Here is a 17333-nt window from a genome sequence, read left to right on the forward strand (position 1 = left end):
GTCCGGCATCACCCAAACCTTCCCGGCCCCGCGTCGCTCGCCGCGCGCAAGGCTCGCGGGGCAAACCCGAATCCGGCATCGCTCAATCCTGCTATGCCTCGTGGGTCCCGGCCCTGCGCGCCTCGCGAGCGCTCCGCGGCTCCCGCTACTCCACGCCGCAGACGTGCTTGGCGGCGATGCGGGCGAACGTGGCCGTGCGGCCGGCGTTGATGCCCGTGAAGTTGCTCGGATAGTTGTGCGGGTAGAATCCGCCCTGGTCGTTGCCGCAAACGTATAGGCCCTCGACAACGCTGCCGTCCTCGCGCACGGGTTGGCTGTTCACGTTCGTGATGATACCGTGCATGGTGGCCAGCATGGTGCCGGCGATGCGCGCCGCGTAGAACGGCGGCTGGGAAACCGACGACATGCGGTACATCGGCTTGCCGAAGTCCACGTCCTCGCCCTGTTCGTAGAGCTGGTTGTAGCGCTCGACCGTTGCCAGGAACGTCTTCTTGTCCTCGCCGGTGAAGCCCATGACGTCGGCCAGCACCTCAAGCGTGTCGGCCTTCTTCAGCACGCCGTTTTGCAGCGCCGGGCCGATCCAGAAGTTGTCCAGGTTGTCCTTGCCGACCGCCTCAAGGCTGTACACGTCGGCGTTGAACGCGGTCCCCGACGGCGCCGGCACGATGCGCGAGCAGCCGCAGGTGTCGAAGCGCTCGGCGTCCTCGTAGTACTTGCCGTCGAACACCTCCCAGCTGTAATGGCCGGGCTGGTTGCACGCCATGGCGTAGCTCATGGGGTAGCACTGGTCCTCGTTCATGAAGCGCTCGCCGCGCGTATTCACGTGCAGGTAGGGCTGACTTCCCATGATGAACAGCTCGCCGTTGTAGGGCTTGCCGAACGTGGTGTCGTCGGTCATGCCGCCGCGGTTCCAGATCATCGAGCCGCCGCCGGCCTCAAGCTGGCCGCCGGCCCAAAGGGCCATCTTGATGCCTTGGCCCTTCTCGCACGTGGCGCTGCCGGTGACGCACCAGTCGGTCACGCCGGGCTGCAGCGCCTCGAGCATCTCGTCGTTGGCGCCGTAGCCGCCGGTGCACAGGATGACGCCCTTCGTCACGTTGATCTTCATGTAGCTGCCGTCGGATTTCGTGGCGTATACGCCGGTCACGCGGCCGTCGTCGTCCTGAATCAGCTGCTCGGCGGGCGTGAGGAACTTGATCTCGCCGCCCAGGCCCTCGAAGACCTGCTGCAGCATGCTCAAATGCATATAGGCGGTGTAGTTCGGGCCCTCGGGGTTGTATTCGCCCAGGCAAGGGTTGTAGCACATGGCGGGGTAGTAGGCGTGCTCGTCGTCGGGCTTGTGCCATTCGAACGGGAACACCATGCCCAGCGGCTCCAGCGTTTCTGCCATCCACTCGATCATCTCGCCGGATTTTTCGGCCCAGGTGCGGTACAGCGGCGGGTTGATGTCGCCGGACTGCGTCTGGCTGGCGTAGTTGATGAGCTTCGCCACGTCCTCGGTGTGCTCGCCGGCCAGCTTGGAGTTCAGCGCGCCGATGGCCTCGCGTGCGCATGCCAGGCCGTTGGACGCCTCCAGCACGATGACCTTCGCGCCCGCCTGCGCCGCGGTGGTAGCGGCCACCATGCCGCCGTTGCCGGCGCCGACCACGACCACGTCGGCGTCGAAGGTCTCGGCGACCTGCTGCGGGACGGCCGGCTTCTCGCACCAATCGGGCTTCCCGGCGGCCTTCTGGCGCTCCAGGTTCTCCTTCGTGGCCACGGCGGGGGCGCCGCAGCCCGTCAGCGCGCCGGCGGCAGCCAGGGCGCTTGCTGCGCCGAAACCGGTGAGGAAGCTTCGGCGGCTCAACGTCTTATTGCTCATATGGTTGCTCCTGTTTCGCGTTAGGCCTGGTTGGGAAGCAGTTTCGCCTCTTGGGCGGAGATCCAGCCCTCGGGGACCTGCATGTCGGCGTGGCACTGCGTGCAGGTGAGCACGCTGGCGCGGTGAGCCTTGTGGCAGTCGGTGCAGGCCTGCTGGCCGTGCTGCCAGGAGTGCGGGTTGCGAACCCTGATGGCGGGGTTGTCGGTTTCGACCTCGGTCATGGCGGTCAGGTCCTCGCGCGTCATGTTATGGCAGTCCTTGTTCAGGCAGAACTGGTCGCCCTGGATGCCGCGCGCCTCGGTCAGCTGGTCGGTGCTGCGCTCGGTCAGCACGCCGTCGGGGTTGCCATCGGTGGCCACCAGCGTGTAGTTGCCGCCGATCCACTCCATGCCCTCGTTGATCTGCTCGCTCATGACGGGCTGATGGCAGGTCAGGCAGTCGGCGTTGCTGCTGTTGGCGCGGTGCACGGCGGACAGCATCCCGGACGCGTCGGCTACGGGGTTGCCCCACTTGTCGGTTGCGGGTTGCCCGGGCGTCGCCTCGTAGGTTTCCAGATAGCCGTCCATCGGCGTGTGGCAGATGGCGTTGCAGAAGCTGGGCTGCTCGTGCCAGACGAACGCCCCGATCGCGGCGACCACCACGACGACCGCGACCACGCCGCCCACGATGGCGCCGCGATGCGCGCGCTTCGGCGCAGGCGCATTCTCGTTCTCGCTCACATGTTCTCCTCTCCTTGTGTTCCTTCTCTCTTGCTACGTGCAAGCAGGGAACAGGATAGGGAAAACACCGGCGCGAAAGAATCGCATGGAGTAGGGTATATCAACGTTTCCGCAGGTGAAATGGGTGGCGAAGGGGGTAGGGTAGGCGGCTGCGGAGGTGCGGGGGAGCGGGCCGTGGGGGGCGCGCTGCGAGGCTGCGGGTTGCGGGCCGCGAGGCGTCCGACAAGCCCGCCGACCCGCAGCCCCCCGCGCTACCCCACCCGATACTTAGCCAACGTCTCCTTCAGCTTCTTGATCTTGATTGGTTTGGACAGGTGATCGTTCATGCCGGACTCCTTGGCGCGCGCTATGTCCTCGATGAAGGCGTTGGCGGTCATGGCGATGATGGGCACCTCGTCGGCGTCGGGTTTATCGCACAGGCGGATGGCGCGCGTGGCCTCGTAGCCGTTCATCTTGGGCATCATGACGTCCATGAGGATGGCGTCGAACGCGCCGGCGGGCTTGGCTTGGAACAGCTCGAGCGCTTCTTTGCCGTTGGCGGCGGTGGTGACCAGCGCGCCGTCATGTTCCAGCAGCGTCTGAGCGATCTCGGTGTTCAGCTCGTTGTCCTCGACCAGCAGGATGCTCATGCCGCAAATGTCGCAGTCCTCGGCATCGCCCGACGCTTCCACGGCCTCCTCCGGCGTGCGGTTGATCGCAAAAGGCAGGTCCACGGTGAACGTGGTGCCCCGGCCCAGCTCGCTTTTCACGGAAATGGTGCCGCCCATGCTCTTTAGGAGGGCCTTCACGATGGGCATGCCCATGCCCGTGCCCTGGTAGTTGCTGCGCGCGTCGTTGTTGGCTTGCGCGAACGGCTCGAACAGGTGCTTGAGGAACTCCGGCGACATGCCGATGCCCGTGTCGCTGATGACGAAGCGGTAGACAACCTTGTCCCCGACCAGGTCTATCTGCTCGGCCGAGCAGTGCACGGAGCCGCCGGGCTTGTTGTATTTGATGCAGTTCTCCACCAGGTTCAGGAACACGCGGCGCACGTGCAAAGGGCTTCCGTATACGTCGGGGTAGGCGAAGGTATCCGGGCCGCTGGTGGTCAGCGTGACGTCGCGGCTTTTCGCGCGGATTTGCCCCAGCACGAAGATGTCGCGGCACAGGTCCGTCAGGTTGAACGGCAGGTTCTCAAGCTCAACGGCGTGGTCCTCGATCTTGCTCATCTCCAGGATGTCGTTGATCAGCGTGAGCAGATGGTTGGCCGCCACCTTGGCTTTCTCGCGGTTCTGGCTGTTCGCCTCCGCGTCGTCGGGGTGCTGCCCGTTGAGCTCCAAAAGTCCTAGGATGCCGTTGAGCGGCGTGCGGATGTCGTGGCTCATGCGGGAGAGGAATGCGGTTTTGGCGGCGCTGGCCTCTTGCGCCCTGCGTTGCGCCTCGCGCGCACTGTGCAGCGCCCACGCCAGGATGGCGATGACGCCCACAAGCAACGCGCCGATGCCCGTGAGGATGGCAACGCGGTTGTGCTCGACGAACTGGGCGAACTCTGATTGCCCGTCGGAATAGGAATAATGCGAATACGCGCTTGCCGCGATGTCGTCGGCGGCGCTGACGATGCCCTTGTTCACGATGCTGAGCAGCTGGGCGTCGCCTTGTCGCAGCCAACAGGCAAGCTCGATGCTCTTGGGCATCTCGGCGGTGACCAGGTTGCCCAGATCGACCTCGTTGCGCAGCGTGTCAAGCCCGGTAACGGTCATGATCATGCACGTTGCCTTGCCCGCCTTGATGGCGTCGATGCATGCATGGGCGTCGGGGTATTGCGTGATGGTGGCTTCGGGGTAGTGTACGTGCAGGTCGCTGCTGTCCAGCAGCGAACGGTCGTGGAACGCGATGTTCTTCAGCGCGTCGTCAAGGTTGCCGCCCGTGTAGATGGCCACAAGCGAGGTGGTGGATACTGCTGACGACTGGATGAACCCCGCCTGCTCGGCAAGCCAGTAGTCCATGTTGATGGGCATGGCCGTGTCCACGGTGCCGTCGCGCAGCGCATTGGTAAGATCCTCGTTTGACTCGAACGGCACGGCGTTCACCGTGATGCCGTATTGTTCTTCCAGCGTGCTGACCAGGGCGGAAAGCGAGCCTTCGATCTGCCCGTCCTCCCCCTGATTGGAGAACGGCAGCAGGTTGTCCAAGTACCCGAAGGTGATAGTGTTGCCGTGGTCGGCAAGCCAAGCGCTCTCGAGGCCGTTCAGCGCCGACGAGCCGCTGTTGCGCGCGGAATAGCGGGTTTTGACCTCGTCGTTGTAGCGCGGGTTGGTGCTTCTGAGCATGGATATGGCCGTGTTGATGTCGTCCATAAGGTCCTGGCGCGATTTGGGCACGGCGAAGAAGTAGTTGCTCTCGCCCACGGAGAACACGGGCATGGCGTCGGCCGACGAGATGGTGTCGTTCATGATGATGGCGTCCACCTCGCCGGAGGAAAGCGCGTCGAAAAGCGCATTGCCGCTGCTGTAATAGCGGTAGTCGCAGCTGATGCCCTGAGCCTCGATCCATTGCTTGCCCACCTCGGTTTGCATGACGTCGGGGTTGACGCCGATAGTCATGCCGTTGAGCGCGGCCGGGTCGCCCGCCCCTAGCGCGTCGTTGGTGGGTTTCGCGAAGATGTAATAGTGCTCCTCGCCCTGAGGGTTCGACGAGAACAGCAGCTTCTCGGCGCGCTCGGGCGTGTAGGAGATGTTGGGCATCAGGTCGATCTCGCCGTCCTTCAGCTTCTGTATAAGCTCGGGGAAGGTGCCGGGGACGTACTCGTATTTCCAGCCGGGTGTGTAGTAGGACAGCGTTTGCAGGTACTCGTAGCCCCAGCCGGACATATACTCGTCGGGCATGCCGTTTTGGAAGCCCTGGTTGCCGAGCAGCCAGCCCACGCGCACGGTCTTGATCTCGGGGGCGTCGGATTGCGAAGCGGTGTCAGGGGACTCCTCCTGGGCGGAAGCCGGGCCAAGCGGCGCCAGCGAGACGCAGGTGACGGCCAGTACCGCGCTCAGCGCAAGCGCGGCGGCGCGTCGGCCAACGGCGCGGAGCGTGTACAACTGTTTCAAGACGGTCTCCCCCAAATGATAAGCGCAGAAGCAATGCAGAAGCGATTCTAGCAGATGAACCGGGGAACGCGGGGAGAGCGGCCCCAGCAAAGGCTGCGGAAATGGCAAGGCAGGTGCGGGGGGCCGCCTCATGCGGGCTGCTGGCGAATGCGCGCTCGCGCCACCAGGGGAAACGCGAATAGCGTTGGTGGGGGTAAGCCGGGAGCGACGCCAGCGCGCCGTGCTTGGCGACAGCTTTCACAAAGACCCACATAAAACCGCGCTTATTGCAGAAACATGTGCTCTCGGAACATTGCATGTGAAGAGGTAGGGGGCATAACAGTAATTTTACAACGCAAGATTCGTTCTCGTGTATTATTGCGAGATGGAAAACAAGCCGATGGCACGTTTTCCGCATCGTGTCGGGGCCCCGCATTGCCAAAGATGTCGTGCCGCCGACATTGCGGCGAAACCCATCAGCGCGTTTTCCGTAGGTCGGCACGCCCCAGGCGCGGCGGCCTGCACCATACCAGGGTGCCCTGAACAGCATCGCGTTCGGTGTTCGTTGGCGCCAGGGGAATGAATGCGTTTTCCAACAGCCACCTGCCGCACCATGGCGAGCCGGCGCAGCCATCCCAAAATCAGGAAGCCAAGTGGAAAGGGGCGGCCCATGTGGTACGTCGTGCAAGTTGAGACCGGCCGCGAGAAGACGGCATGCGACGACATCAAGCAGGCAGCCGATGATGTGCTGGACGAATGCTTCGTCCCGCAGTACCTGACCGGCAAAAGGCGACCCGATGGCACCTGGATTCCTTCGAAGGAGCGCTTGTTTCCCGGCTACCTGATCTGCGTAACGCCGCAGGTCGACGAGCTGGCCGACAAGCTGCGCCGCGTGAGAAGCCTCACCAAGATCCTGGGAAACGACAAGGCATTCATACCCCTGACCGAAGACGAACGAGCATGGGTGCAAAAGGTCACTCAAAAAGACCAGCGAACCGTCGGGGAGTCCGTGGGCTACATGGAAGACGGCAAACTGGTGATCGTGGAGGGCCCGCTTAAGGGCAGGGAAGACTGGGTGCGCAAGGTGAACCATCGCAAGCGCCTAGCGTATCTGGAAATGCCGATGGGCGGTCGCACCGTGCGAGCCCAAGCAGGCCTGCAAATGGTCAGCAAAACCCAAGGCAAGCTTTTGGATAGGGAAAAGTGAACGACAGCAGCGTGAAAAGGGAATTCGGAACAGCGATGCACATGCCGAAGACGGGCGCAACGGCGCCGTTGGAGGCGCCCGTAGACGGGATGGCGCATTCGTAATGACCGGGGAAGCTACAGCTGTTAAGGAATCGACGGGGGGACGCAGGGAACAATGCAACATAGTGGCCATGCCGGAAACCTCGCCGGCCAGCAAAACCTCGACCTGCCACAAGACCGTGCGTAGCGGCACCATCTACGATTTCGATATGCAAGAGCGTCGTCGCGAAAGCCTCGAGCGCGCCGAGAAGTTGAAGGCGGAACTTGGGGACGAACCCATAACGGGGGCCGATGAGCGGATCGCCTACCGCTTTGTGAAGCGAGTTTTCGACTTCGCGTTCAGTGCGGCGGTTCTGGTGCTGCTGAGCTGGCTGTTCGTCATCATCGCCATCTTGGTGAAGGTCGACGACCCCAAGGGCCCCGTGTTCTTTAAACAGACCCGCGTGGGCAAAAACGGCCGTGAGTTCGAAATGTTGAAGTTTCGCAGCATGTGCGTGGACGCCGAGGAGAAGCTGGCAGACCTCAAAGAGCTCAACGAGAAGACCGGCCCGGTGTTCAAGATTGCCGAGGATCCGCGTATCACCCGCGTGGGCAAGTGGTTGCGCAAGCTGAGCCTGGACGAGCTGCCGCAGTTCATCAATGTGCTTCGCTCGGACATGAGCGTCGTGGGCCCGCGCCCCGCGCTGCCGAACGAGGTTGCAACCTACAACGACTACCAGCGCCAAAGGCTGCTGGTGAAGCCCGGCATGACATGCTACTGGCAAACCCGTCGCAACCGCGACTCGATTACCTTCGACGAGTGGGTCGATTTGGATTTGCTCTACATCGAGAAGTGCTCCGTGTGGAGTGATTTCAAGCTGATTGTTCAAACCGTGGGCGTGGTGCTGACCGCGCAAGGGAGTTAACATCCGTGATGAGTCAAGACATTGACAAGCTTTACGAGCGCTGGCTCGCCAATGTTGGCGAGGCCAGCCGCATTGCTCTCGAGGGCTTGGATCCCGAGAGTATGGAGGATGCATTCTATCACGATCTTGCGTTCGGTACGGGTGGCCTTCGTGGAAAGCTGGGCATAGGTCCCAATCGCATGAACGCTTACACAGTGGGCAAGGCTACACAGGGCTTGGCTGATTATCTGAACGCAAGTTTTGAGAATCCAACAGTGGCACTTTGCCGCGACACGCGCCACGGCTCGGAGGAGTTCGTGCGCCGCGTCGCTGAGGTGCTCGCGGGCAACGGGATCAAGTCCTTCGTCTTTGAGCGCGTAGAACCAACGCCAGCGCTTAGCTTTGCTGTGCGCGAGTTGGGGTGCTCTGCAGGTGTCAATATCACCGCCTCTCATAACCCTGCAGCATATAACGGATATAAGGTTTACGGTGCCGATGGTTGTCAAATCACGGTTGATATTGCCGCCGAGATCCAGGCGGCAATTGATAGGGTTGATTGCTTCAACGGCGTAAAGGCGTTGCCTTTTGAAGAAGCGTTGACTCGGGGATCGGTCGAATGGACGCCTGAATGCGTGCTTGATCGATACATCGAAATGACGCTTAAAGCTTCTACTCGCGAGGACTGCAGTGCGCTGCGTGTTGTTTATACACCGCTGCACGGCGTTGGGCTGGAATGCGTCAATCGCGTCCTTAGCGCCATCCATGTCGCTGGGGTTGTAAGGGTTGAGGAGCAGTGTGCGGCAGACGGTGCTTTTCCAACGTGTCCGTATCCTAACCCTGAGATTCGCGAGGCGCTCGAGCTTGGTCTTGATTATTGTGACCGCGCGAATCCCGATTTGCTGCTAGCAACTGACCCCGATGCCGACCGTGTTGGCATTGCCGTCCCGCATGCGGGGGAGTACAAATTGCTTTCCGGCAACGAGGTGGGTCTGTTGCTGCTCGACTTCTTGGCTGCCAAGGCAACTGAGTTCGGCGTTGATATCAGTCGAAAGGTTGTTTGTACCACCATTGTTTCCGCTCCCATGGCTGATGACCTGGCGCGTGAGCGCGGTCTCGAGCTCCGCCGCACGCTCACAGGCTTCAAGTTCATCGGCGAACAGGTTGGCATGTTGGAGGCTGAGGGCCGCAAGTCCGATTTCCTGATGGGCTTCGAGGAGAGCTACGGTTATTTGGCGGGTACGTGTGTACGCGATAAGGATGCTGTTGTTGCCTCGATGCTGATTTGTGAACTCGCTGCCTATTGGAAAGCAAAGGGCAAGGACCTTTACGAGGCTATGGAATCGCTCTATGAGTGTCACGGATTCTGGGCGAACGCGTTGCTGTCGCAGGCATACGAGGGGCCGAGGGGCGCATCTGAGATGGCGGAGATGATGGCCAGCCTGCGAAATGTCACTTGCGTTGAGTTCGGCGGTGTAGCCGTTGCGCAGATTATCGACTATTCGAATGGCGCAGACATGCCTGTTGTCAACCCGACCGGTAAACCGCAGAAGCTCCTGCCTGCGGACGTTCTTGAGCTGAGGCTTGTCGATGGGTCGCGCGCGATATTCCGCCCTTCCGGCACTGAGCCGAAGGCAAAGGCCTACATCTTTGCGAAAGGCTCAGGTCGCGGCGATGCCGACGAGAAGCTAACTGCGTTGTGTGTTGCAGCAAAACGCATTTTGGAAGGAAGAAAATAGATGATCCACCTCGTGCTACTCTCCGGTGGCTCGGGCACGCGTCTGTGGCCGCTGTCGAACAGCTCGCGCTCCAAACAATTTTTGAAGGTGCTGCGCGACGCCGACGGCAAGCACGTCTCGATGGTGCAGCGCGTGTTCGGCCAGATCAGGAACGTGCACGCCGACCTGGACGTTACCATCGCCACCTGCGCGAGCCAAGAGAACTCCATCCGCAGCCAGGTCGACGGCGACTACGCTCTGGTGCTGGAGCCCGAACGTCGAGACACCGCGCCCGCCATCATGCTTGCCTGCGCCAACCTGGCCCTCGAGCAGAAGGCCGACGCGGGCGACACTGTTGTGGTGATGCCCATCGACACCTACGCCGACCAGGCGTACTACGACGGCATCATGAAGTTGGACGCTGCCGTTCAAGGTAGCTTTGCCGACCTGGTGCTGCTGGGCGTGGAGCCCACGTACCCCTCCGAGAAGTACGGCTACATCGTGCCGACCTCGTCGGAGAGTGACCCTCGTCGCGTGGAGCGCTTCACCGAAAAGCCCGACGAGGCAACCGCCGAGAAGCTCATCGGGCAGGGTGCCCTGTGGAACTGCGGTGTGTTCGCATTTAGGCTGGGCTATCTGACGGGGCTTACCGCAAAGTACCTGACCGCCGACGACTTCGAGGGCTTTCGCTCGCGCTATGCAGAGCTTCCCAAGAACAGCTTCGACTACGAGGTGGTGGAGAAGGCTGACTCCATAGGTGTCGTCTCCTATGCAGGCCAGTGGAAGGACCTGGGCACCTGGAATACCCTGACTGATGAGATGGCCGACGAGACCGCTGGCCGCGTGGTTGTGGATGCCAAGACCTGCGAGAACGTGCACGTAATCAACGAGCTTGGCTTGCCTATGGTGGTTGCGGGTTTGAAGGACGCAGTGATTGTGGCCACGCCCGACGGCGTCCTGGTGACCGGCAAGGAGGCCTCGGCCAACATCAAGAAGCAGGTTGCGGCGGCAGCCGAAAGCCGCCCCATGTACGAGGAGCGCCGCTGGGGTGAGTACCGCGTCATCGACAGCTCCGTTTTCCCTGACGGGGCGAAAGCCCTGACCAAGGAGCTTATCGTGCGCGACGGAAAGCAGCTGAGCTACCAGCGTCATGCGCACCGCAGCGAGGTGTGGACGATCGTCTCCGGCACCGGCGAGGTGGTGCTGGACGGCCTGGTGCAGCAAGTGCGCGCGGGCTCCGTAGTGAACATCGCCGCCGGCACGCTCCATGCAGGCCGATCTCTTGGCGGGAACCTGCACGTCATCGAGGTGCAGCAGGGCGACATCTTGGCCGAGGAAGACATCGAGCGCTTCGGCGATTATTGGAGGGCTTAATTGGCGATTAATGGCAATAAACCCAAGGTGGCAATAGTCCAGGACTGGCTCGTGAGCCGTGGCGGCGCTGAGCAGGTGCTCCAATGCTTCCATGAGCTCTACCCGGAGGCGCCCATCTACGTGCTGGTGCACGACGAGGACAAGGCGCCCGAGTGGGCGCGCGGGCTCGACGTGCGAACCTCCTATATACAGAGATGGCCTGGCGGGAAGGACCACTACAGGCTGCTACTCTCCTTCATGCCCAAGGCTTGGGAGGCTCTCGACCTGACGGAGTACGACCTGGTGCTGAGCTCCTGCTCGAGTTGCTGCAAGGGCGTGCTGACGCGCCCCGATGCGGTGCACGTGTGCTACTGCCATTCGCCTATACGCTACGTGTGGGACCTGTACTACGACTACTTTGAGGGATCGTCGGCGATAAAGCGCGCCTTTATGCCGCACATGATTCACAAGGTTCGCATGTGGGACTTCCAGGCCGCGCAGAGGGTTGACCGGTTCGTGGCCAACTCCGACTACGTGGGCAAGAGGATCGCGAAGTTCTACCGCCGTGAGTCGACGACCATTTATCCCGGTATACGCATCCCCGAGAGGCCCGTCTCCGAGGAACGGGACGACTACTACTTCGCGCTGTCACGCTTTGTGGGTTACAAGCGCATAGATTTGGCCATCGAGGCGTGCAACAAATTGGGCAGAAAGCTCATCGTTGCCGGCTCGGGCGGCGAGGAAGAAGAGAAGTTGCGCGCCATGGCGGGCCCGACCGTGGAGTTCGTGGGGCGCGTCTCTGACGAGCGGCTGCAAGACTACTACTCCCACGCCAAGGCCTTTCTGTTCCCCGGAATCGAGGACTTCGGTCTGACGCCGCTTGAGGCCATGGCGGGCGGCGCGCCCGTGCTGGCCTACGGCGAGGGCGGCGCATTGGAGACCGTGGTGGACGGCGAGACCGGCATGTTCTTCCACGAGCAGAGCGCCGAAGCGCTGGCTTCCTGTATCGAGGAGTTTGAGCGCTGCGGCTTCAGCGCGGCTGCATGCCGCGCCCGCGCGGAGCAGTTCTCGAGGGAGAAATTCAAGAGGGAGATTGCCGCGTTCTGCGATGCGGCCCTCGCCGAGACAGGAGGCGAATGACGATGTCAAGGGCTTCGAAAATATTAGCCTGGAGCCGTCGGGGGGGGGCACTTCGAAGACGCTTCGCCCAGACGGCGCTGGTGTTCCTGTTCGGGTGCGACGTGCCTCCGCAGGTGGAGGTCGGCCGTGACGTCGAGCTCCTGCACAACGGCATCGGCACCGTCGTGCACCCGATGACCGTCATTGGGGACGGCGCGTGCATATGCCAGAACGTCACCATCGGCGACGCCACCAACTGGCCCGGCTACGACGGCGAGGGCTGCTTCGAGGGCGTCGTCATAGGCGAGGGCGTGATGGTGTGCACGGGCGCGAAGGTGTTGGGCTCCGACGGGCCGTTGCACGTGGGCAAGGGCACCGTGGTGGGCGCGAACGCCGTGCTGACGAAGAGCACTGGCGAAGATGAGGTCTGGGCAGGCGTGCCCGCCCGGCTGATTAGGAAGAAGAGAACGGCAAACCTGTGACATTTTAAGAAATGGAATTGTTTTACGTTAAAGAAGAAAGTATCAGGTTCAATGAATTTATTTCAAAAAGTAGTGTTTTCAGCAAAGCGGAAGATGCTGTTCGCTATAAGGCCCTTCATTGGTAATAGGACTTACACAAAACGTTATATCCAGCTCCTTAGGAATGCGGGAATAGATATAAGACCGTATAACGAATGCGGGTTTATTGCTACGAGCGTGTATTTTGACAAATACGATTTCTCAAAGCTTCATATTGGGCAAGACGTTTTCCTCACCCATGATGTTATTCTGCTCGTCCACGATCAATCCCCTGTCACGGCATGGAACGGCGAGTCGACACAAAAAGACGAAGGTTCTTTTTACAACCCCAAGGACATATACATCGGCAACAACGTATTCATTGGCATGAGGACGGTTGTGCTGCCGGGCACTGCCATAGGGGATGACGTGGTTATAGGCGCGGGTTCTGTGGTTAAGGGTGACATTCCGGCGGGCACCGTATGGGCAGGAAACCCCGCGAAGATGATCCAAACTACGAAGGAATATCGCGCAAAGCTAGAGAGACGCGGAGTTTTCGAAGACCGCGATTTTTCAGCGCTTCCCAAGAAAGGCACTTATCATGGCTAATGTCCTTCTTTACGAGCGGCCGAGCTCGAGTTTGCTTTTCCGCAACGTTATAACGGCCGTCCACGGGCAATCAACCATTACTGGTATTTCCAGTTATAGAGGCTCGTCGGAGGTGTGGTCTGGGGAATTCATCTATCAAGGGAAATATGATTACTATGACCAGGAGTGCGGCGAGCAGATGGACGATATCATCTGTCGCGATAGATCTCTCTCGTTAATGGACAGAGAGCGAGCCGAGCGTATCGTAAGAAGGTTTTGGAACGGGGCTCGTTCGCTCTTCGAGCATGGTCATTTCGATTATTTCTACACTATAAGCATAGATTGCTATGAAATCGATATTCTTCTCCGCCTTGCGCAGCGGTATGGCATTGATGCCGTTTCATGGATAGGGACATTTTTGAAAGGCTATGCGAGGATCACGCTTCGTGGGGAGAGGCGTATCTTAGGTAGACATGTAACGTGCGATGAAGCCGAATGCTTAGCTCGCCAGTTGCTAGACAAAGTTTATCTCCCTGCCTCTGAGAGCTCAAACATTCAAAAAAAGAAACAGGATGTGCAACGGTTTTATGTGCGTAGAAAACTCATCGAAAACCTGTACAACCCTCTTCAAAAAGTCCTAAAGCACGACCCTGACAATTTAATGTACAACGTTTACACCTTTCCAGATATGACGTTCGATGACGTTTACGGCTCAAATTACGATGATTACTTTACTTCGCTTGATTGCATTCAGATAGAGCGAACGAATACCATCTACTATCCGATGCATCTGATACCCGAGGCGACGACTAGTTACTGGTGTCAAGATGTTATAACTCCTGGTAAAGGAGACAACATCAGTTCTTACGCCGAATATGTCAAGAGGTTCATCGCTGAGGCCGACCCTGGCATTCATTTTCTTATCAAAGAACACCCTGCGATGTTCGGCAGGAGGCCCCTGACTTTCTACCGTGAGCTCCAAAGCTACAGCAACGTTGACGTGATACATCCAATGGTTCGTAGTAATGATTTGCTTGATCTCGTAGACAACGTTCTTGTAGATGACGGAACCGTCGGCATCGAGAGCCTTATTAGGGGGAAACGCGTCCTTTCGCTTGAGGAGAACTACTATAGCAGCCTGCATCCCAACATAAGCGTCGTTCCCCGCGTGACCTCGGGCGAGCTCTCGACGCGGATTGCTGAAATCGACCCCATTGCGTTTGTTGAGTCTCTGCTGGCCGATACTTTTCCTTCTGACTACGACAACGGAAAGAATCAAAACAAATGTGCGGTGGAACCTATAGCCGCCGGCGTCAAGTCTTACCTTGAAACGCGAAACGGCAGCAATCGATGAGCCAGAGTGTTGGAAAACAAGTCACTCTCAGCAGGCTGTTCTTCTTGTCGGCTGCCGTGTGCACGCTAATTTCCTTTTTCGGCCCTTTTGCATGGGAGGTCTATGACCCAGAGGCGCTAATCTACTTCTTTGCTGTTGAGGGGATTTTCTGGCTGGGGCTGCTTTGCGGCAGGTACTTTGCGATTAGCGGGAAGGGCCCTAAAGAAAAAAGTTGCCACTTTAACCGAAAAGGATACGCGGCCATTCTGCTGGCGTTTTCTGTGCTCAGCATCGTAGCCTGCATATATCTGTTAATTCGCTTTCGGTCGTATTACGGCAGCTCATATCAATTCGGTGAAGCCTCATATGAGTTCGCTGAAGAGGGTCGAGGTTTGCTTGATAAAATTTGCACAGTTTCCTTGCAGTTTGGCATGGCCAGCTACCTAATGGGACTTTGCACTGCCTGCAATCAACACGGGTTGGGAAAAGCGCTCTCCGTTGCCGGTTTTTGGACGACGGCCCTCTATTACACTGCGAGCGGTTCGAGATTTACGGCTGTTGTCGGCTTAATCGTCTTCCTTGTTGCCAACAGGCAGCAATCTATCGCAGCGCTTCAGAAGATTGCCACTCGGATGCGCATGCGAAAAGGCATGCAAAAAATCGTTGTGGTTTTCCTGGCCGTCATCGTCGTAGCGGCTATTGGTGCCATTACCAGCACGAGAATGGATACGGAGTCGAGAATCCCGCAGAACCATTACGAGTTCGTGCCAGGGGACAGCCCCCTTAAGGACAGTTGGGCTCCTTTTGCGGAGAGTGCCGGAGGCTCCGCAAACGCCATTTTCAGTTTATTTGACTATATCGGAGAATCACCGTTCGTGTTCTCTGCCTACTGGCATTTCTACATGCCCGAAAAGGTGTATTGGGGCGAGAGCACCTTGCGCTCGGTAGGGCAGGTTCTGCGACCTCTCGGGATTGATGTCGTCCAATCTGAAATGAGCATATACCAAGAAATCGGAGGCGGTACAGGGAAGTATTCGGGCTTCGTGTATACGCTCATCGTGGATTTCGGCAGGTATCTCACGCCTTTCGTCGCTTTTCTCATCGGCTTCCTGTTCTCAAAGATCGAGAGGCATCGAGGGGATAGTCCGCTAATGGGGTCGCTTTATCCCTGTGTGGTCGCATCCGTGGTTTTTGCCCCCATCTATTACTTTTATGTTGGCAGACTTGACTTCGTTGTCATGGGCCTTTTCGTACTCGAGGTTTTAAGGCGCTTGACGACTAAACAGGGTCGCCCCGCCGCCAGAAATGATTCGACACGCCGCTATGGAGAAACCTGCCATGGGTTGCGCTAGGGGAAGATATTTTGGGTGCTGTGACTGCCGTGCCCGTTTGTCAACGCCTTTCATGTGGGAGGGGTTGACGTTGCAGCGATTATTCCTTCGCGAGGATTTTGCAAGAGCTATGGAAATCGGCCGCAATTCCACGAGGTGTAGCTATGGCGAGCATTAAGGATGTTCTGAAGGGTTCGCTGACCTACTCGGTTGTTCCCATCTGCACGGCGCTGCTGACGCTTTTCGTTGTCCCGTTCGTCTCGTATGTGTATCCAACCGACGAATATGGGAAAATCAACCTCTTCTACACAGTCGGTTCCTTGGGGATGAGCATATTCCTCCTTGGCTTCGACTACTTCTTCATGCGCAATTACTACGATTATGATGAAGGCCGCTCCCCGAAGGTCCTCTTTACGCTGGCCTTGGCCGTTGGCATCGGTGTCGACGTTGTGGCTAGCGTGGCCGTCTTCCTTTTTTTCAGAGGGGCTGCTTCCAAGGTGCTGTTCGGGAGGGACGACCCCGCGAGCCTTCTCATGCTCGCGGTTTACATCGCGTGCCTGATTGCGTTCCGCCTCCTCAACACGATGGCCAGGATGCGCGGGAACGCGGCCCGCTTCAACGTCCAAAGCGTCATGCAGAACGTCATCACGCGGGCGTCGTTCGTCTTGATCGCATGGTATTCGACCAGCTACCAGTGGGCGCTTCTCGTCATGACGCTTGGTATGGCTCTCGTCACTGCTGTTTTCATGTTCAGGCAGCGCAGCGAGTGTCTTCAGCTCGTCTCTCGGTCGACTGCCGGACCGTTGGTAAAAGCTGGCTGGCTTTTCGGCGTGCCGTGCATGCTCGACGCAATGGCGACCCAATTGAACTCGTCGATTGGCAAGATAGTCCTGAGCGGTTACGGGATGTTCGACGCGGTTGGTGTGCTGGCCATAGCCACGACCTTATCGACGGCCTTTTCGATGATACCTCAGGCCTTCGGAACGTATTGGGCACCGTTCATGTACAAAAACTATAAGACAGAGCAACGGCTTATTAGGAACATGCACGACCTCGTCATGGTCCTCTCCATCGCGCTCGCGGTCGGCATATACGCTCTCCAGGATGTCTTGTTCCTCTTGGTGGGCCAATCTTATAAGACTGGCCAGGCCATCTTTATGCTGCTTATGTTGGTTCCCGTCCAGTCCCTTATATGCGAGACCACCAACTACGGGATAATGCTCGAGAACAAGCCCGTTTACGGCACGGCCGCGACAGCATGCGGCGTCGCGCTGTGCGCCGTGTTGACCATCTGTCTTGTCCCTTCTCTCGAGGTGAACGCCGTCGGTATCGCCGTAGGCTTGTCGGCCGTGGTGACCGGCGTCATGCGCAGCGTCATCGGCTGCAGGTTCTACAGGAGCGTCAACAGCTGGGGAAGGACCGCCGTCGGCTCTGCCTTGATCATCGCTGTGTGCGCCTCTAACTTCTTCGTTTACCAGTCCCTGCCGGCGCGGCTCCTGATATCGGGTGTGGTCCTTGCGATCACGTGCCTTTTGTACAGAAGGCAGCTTGCTTACGGCCTCGAGAGGCTGAAGAGTTCACGCACCTAGGGCACGAGGCATCCAAGCCAACTCAGATCTTTGAAAA

At 59.1% G+C, this 17333-nt stretch carries 12 protein-coding genes and 2 pseudogenes; 11 read left to right on the forward strand and 3 right to left on the reverse strand.

Annotated features, from left to right (window positions below; genetic code table 11):
- Window positions 1–145: 145 nt before the first annotated feature.
- From DW178_RS02165 to DW178_RS02175, 3 genes are all read right to left on the reverse strand, one after another.
- Window positions 146–1861, reverse strand: a complete 1716-nt coding sequence (locus DW178_RS02165; RefSeq protein WP_118349474.1) for an FAD-dependent oxidoreductase — start codon at window positions 1859–1861, stop codon at window positions 146–148.
- A 20-nt stretch (window positions 1862–1881) separates the two neighbouring features.
- Complete coding sequence (locus DW178_RS02170; protein WP_118349475.1) at window positions 1882–2580, reverse strand: cytochrome c3 family protein; 699 nt, start codon at window positions 2578–2580, stop codon at window positions 1882–1884.
- Window positions 2581–2831: 251 nt separating this feature from the next.
- A complete protein-coding gene (locus tag DW178_RS02175; RefSeq protein WP_158573969.1) occupies window positions 2832–5657 on the reverse strand; it encodes an ATP-binding protein in 2826 nt (941 codons plus the stop codon).
- Window positions 5658–6306: 649 nt separating this feature from the next.
- Between DW178_RS02175 and loaP the strand changes: the two genes are divergently transcribed.
- From loaP to DW178_RS02225, 11 genes and pseudogenes are all read left to right on the forward strand, one after another.
- Window positions 6307–6843: an antiterminator LoaP gene (gene loaP / locus DW178_RS02180; RefSeq protein ID WP_118349477.1), complete on the forward strand. Its 537-nt coding sequence runs from the start codon at window positions 6307–6309 to the stop codon at window positions 6841–6843.
- A 172-nt stretch (window positions 6844–7015) separates the two neighbouring features.
- Complete coding sequence (locus tag DW178_RS02185) at window positions 7016–7789, forward strand: sugar transferase (RefSeq protein WP_286168470.1); 774 nt, start codon at window positions 7016–7018, stop codon at window positions 7787–7789.
- A gap of 101 nt (window positions 7790–7890) precedes the next feature.
- A pseudogene (locus tag DW178_RS11695) lies at window positions 7891–8658 on the forward strand (phosphohexomutase domain-containing protein); the annotation flags it as partial.
- A 96-nt stretch (window positions 8659–8754) separates the two neighbouring features.
- Window positions 8755–9504, forward strand: a pseudogene (locus DW178_RS11700) (phosphohexomutase domain-containing protein); the annotation flags it as partial.
- On the forward strand, window positions 9505–10857 hold the full coding sequence (locus tag DW178_RS02195; RefSeq protein ID WP_118349480.1) for a sugar phosphate nucleotidyltransferase: 1353 nt from the start codon (window positions 9505–9507) through the stop codon (window positions 10855–10857).
- Between the two features lie 27 nt (window positions 10858–10884).
- Window positions 10885–11976, forward strand: a complete 1092-nt coding sequence (locus DW178_RS02200) for a glycosyltransferase (RefSeq protein ID WP_199669217.1) — start codon at window positions 10885–10887, stop codon at window positions 11974–11976.
- 80 nt (window positions 11977–12056) lie between these two features.
- On the forward strand, window positions 12057–12437 hold the full coding sequence (locus tag DW178_RS02205; RefSeq protein WP_118349481.1) for a serine O-acetyltransferase: 381 nt from the start codon (window positions 12057–12059) through the stop codon (window positions 12435–12437).
- Between the two features lie 51 nt (window positions 12438–12488).
- Complete coding sequence (locus tag DW178_RS02210; RefSeq protein WP_118349482.1) at window positions 12489–13064, forward strand: acyltransferase; 576 nt, start codon at window positions 12489–12491, stop codon at window positions 13062–13064.
- A complete protein-coding gene (locus tag DW178_RS02215) occupies window positions 13057–14397 on the forward strand; it encodes a capsular polysaccharide export protein, LipB/KpsS family (protein ID WP_118349483.1) in 1341 nt (446 codons plus the stop codon). Before DW178_RS02210 ends, DW178_RS02215 begins: the two co-directional genes overlap by 8 nt.
- Window positions 14394–15728 carry an oligosaccharide repeat unit polymerase gene (locus tag DW178_RS02220; protein ID WP_118349484.1) on the forward strand — a complete coding sequence of 445 codons (1335 nt, stop codon included), beginning with the start codon at window positions 14394–14396 and terminating at the stop codon, window positions 15726–15728. Before DW178_RS02215 ends, DW178_RS02220 begins: the two co-directional genes overlap by 4 nt.
- Window positions 15729–15871: 143 nt before the next feature.
- Entirely contained in the window at window positions 15872–17296 is a 1425-nt protein-coding gene (locus tag DW178_RS02225) for a lipopolysaccharide biosynthesis protein (RefSeq protein ID WP_118349485.1), read from the forward strand.
- Window positions 17297–17333: the final 37 nt, after the last annotated feature.

Source organism: Eggerthella sp. AM16-19 (assembly GCF_003474385.1).
GTDB lineage: Bacteria > Actinomycetota > Coriobacteriia > Coriobacteriales > Eggerthellaceae > Senegalimassilia.